This window comes from Eubacterium callanderi, from assembly GCF_900142645.1.
In the GTDB taxonomy this organism is placed as follows: Bacteria; Bacillota; Clostridia; order Eubacteriales; family Eubacteriaceae; genus Eubacterium; species Eubacterium callanderi.
This window is the reverse complement of sequence record NZ_FRBP01000025.1, coordinates 1-3,009: the sequence shown is the minus strand read 5'-3', so window position 1 is coordinate 3,009 and position 3,009 is coordinate 1. Positions and strand designations below refer to the sequence as shown.

At 51.1% G+C, this 3,009-nt stretch carries 1 rRNA gene; it reads left to right on the top strand.

Features of this window, described 5'->3' with window-relative positions:
- Positions 1-138: 138 nt before the first annotated feature.
- A 23S ribosomal RNA gene (locus BUC22_RS21190) occupies positions 139-3,002 on the top strand.
- Positions 3,003-3,009 lie beyond the last annotated feature (7 nt).

The following is a 3,009-nucleotide window of genomic DNA, read 5'->3' as shown; positions in this document are numbered from 1 at the left end:
CATAAAGAAAAAAGAGTAAAGAGCAAATATTAAACAAAGTAAAAACTTCTTAATAAATGCAATTTCAAAAACAACATTCTTTTGAGCTCAGAAAGAGAACAAAAGAAAAACAAAACGAAATGCGAAAGCATTCGTGGAGATCAAGAAACAAAGAGCACAGGGTGAATGCCTTGGCACTGGGAGCCGAAGAAGGACGCGACAAGCTGCGAAAAGCCACGTTTAGGAGCACATATCCGTTGAGACGTGGGTGTCCGAATGGGGAAACCCGGCGGTCAGAAGGGCCGTCACCGTTAAGTGAATTCATAGCTTAGCGGAGGGAACCCGGGGAACTGAAACATCTTAGTACCCGGAGGAAAAGAAAGAAACATCGATTCCTTAAGTAGCGGCGAGCGAACGAGGAAGAGCCCAGAATCCAACAATCATTTCCGTTTAGCAGAAGGGCATGGGAAGGCCCCGCAAAGAGCGTAAGACGCGCGTATGCGAAAAGCCGAGATGAGGAGATTCGACGAGTACCACGGGACACGTGAAACCCTGTGGGAAGATGGGGGGCCCACCCCCCAAGGCTAAATACTACCCAGTGACCGATAGCGGAAAGTACCGTGAGGGAAAGGTGAAAAGAACCCCGGGAGGGGAGTGAAATAGAAACTGAAACCCTGTGCTTACAAGCAGCTGGAGCGCAAGTGACAGTGTGCTTTTTGTAGAACGGGCCAACGAGTTACGGTATGTAGCGAGGTTAAGCACTTCAGGTGCGGAGCCGAAGCGAAAGCGAGTCTGAATAGGGCGCCATAGTTGCATGCTGTAGACCCGAAACCGTGTGATCTATCCATGACCAGGGTGAAGCTTGGGTAAAACCAAGTGGAGGCCCGAACCAGTGTCTGTTGAAAAAGGCTTGGATGAGTTGTGGATAGGGGTGAAATTCCAATCGAACACGGAGATAGCTGGTTCTCCCCGAAATAGCTTTAGGGCTAGCGTTCTGTGATGAATGACGGAGGTAGAGCACTGAATTGGGTAGGGGGCGTCAAGCTTACCGAACCATATCAAACTCCGAATGCCGTGCATTTTAACAGGGCAGTCAGACAGTGGGAGATAAGTTTCATTGTCAAAAGGGAAACAGCCCAGACCATCCGCTAAGGTCCCCAAGTACTGATTAAGTGGGAAAGGATGTGTCACTGCACAAACAACCAGGATGTTGGCTTAGAAGCAGCCATACATTTAAAGAGTGCGTAATAGCTCACTGGTCGAGTGGTGGTGCGCCGAAAATGAACGGGGCTAAAATCAGGCACCGAAGCGATGGATTGTACCGTAAGGTACAGTGGTAGGGGAGCAATCTCTTAGGGGCGAAGCCATTTCGTAAGGGATGGTGGACTTAAGAGAAGAGAGAATGTTGGCATGAGTAGCGAAAGTGAAGTGAGAATCTTCACCATCGAAAGCCCAAGGTTTCCTGAGGAAGGCTCGTCCGCTCAGGGTTAGTCGGGGCCTAAGCCGAGGTCAAAAGACGTAGGCGATGGACAACTGGTTGAAATTCCAGTACTACCTCAAAGCGTTTGAGAAATGGAGTGACACAGAAGGATAAGCGAACCCGGCCGTTGGAAGAGCCGGGGCAAGCAGTAAGGCTGCAGCGGGAGGCAAATCCCCCATTGCAAAAGGCTAAGCTGTGATGCGGAACGAAAAATAAGTAGGGAAGTCGCCGATTTCACGCTGTCAAGAAAAGCTTCTATCGAGCTGCGAGGTACCCGTACCGTAAACCGACACAGGTAGGCGAGGAGAGAATCCTAAGATGAGCGGGAGAAGTGTTGTTAAGGAACTCGGCAAAATGACTCCGTAACTTCGGGAGAAGGAGTGCCCCTTCGGGGGCCGCAGAGAAGAGGCTCAAGCGACTGTTTAGCAAAAACACAGGTCTCTGCTAAATCGAAAGATGACGTATAGGGGCTGACGCCTGCCCGGTGCTGGAAGGTTAAGGGGAGTGCTTAGCGTAAGCGAAGGTGCGAACTTAAGCCCCAGTAAACGGCGGCCGTAACTATAACGGTCCTAAGGTAGCGAAATTCCTTGTCAGGTAAGTTCTGACCCGCACGAAAGGCGTAACGATTTGAGCGCTGTCTCGACAACACACCCGGTGAAATTGTAGTACTCGTGAAGATGCGAGTTACCCGCGACAGGACGGAAAGACCCCGTAGAGCTTTACTGTAGTCTGGCATTGAGTTTTGATATAACATGTACAGGATAGGTGGGAGGCAGAGAAGCATGCACGCCAGTGTGTGCCGAGCCATTGTTGGGATACCACTCTTGTTATATTGGAATTCTAACGCGTTGCCGTTACCCGGCAAGCGGACAGTGTCAGATGGGCAGTTTGACTGGGGCGGTCGCCTCCTAAAAAGTATCGGAGGCGCCCAAAGTTACCCTCAGGATGGTTGGAAACCATCTGTAAGAGTGCAAAGGCAGAAGGGTGATTGACTGCGAGAGAGACATCTCGAGCAGAGACGAAAGTCGGGCTTAGTGATCCGGTGGTTCCGAGTGGAAGGGCCATCGCTCAACGGATAAAAGCTACCTCGGGGATAACAGGCTTATCTCCCCCAAGAGTCCACATCGACGGGGAGGTTTGGCACCTCGATGTCGGCTCGTCTCATCCTGGGGCTGAAGCAGGTCCCAAGGGTTGGGCTGTTCGCCCATTAAAGAGGCACGCGAGCTGGGTTCAGAACGTCGTGAGACAGTTCGGTCCCTATCCGTCGTGGGCGTCAGATATTTGAAAGGAGCTGTTCCTAGTACGAGAGGACCGGAATGGACAAACCGCTGGTGCACCAGTTGTTCCGCCAGGAGCATCGCTGGGTAGCTAAGTTTGGAAGGGATAAGTGCTGAAGGCATCTAAGCACGAAGCCCCCCTTAAGATAAGATATCTCATTCGAAAGAAGTAAGGCCTCTGGAAGACGACCAGGTAGATAGGCTGGAGGTGGAAGTGCAGCAATGTATGGAGCTGACCAGTACTAATCGGCCGAGGTCTTGATCTAACAAGAC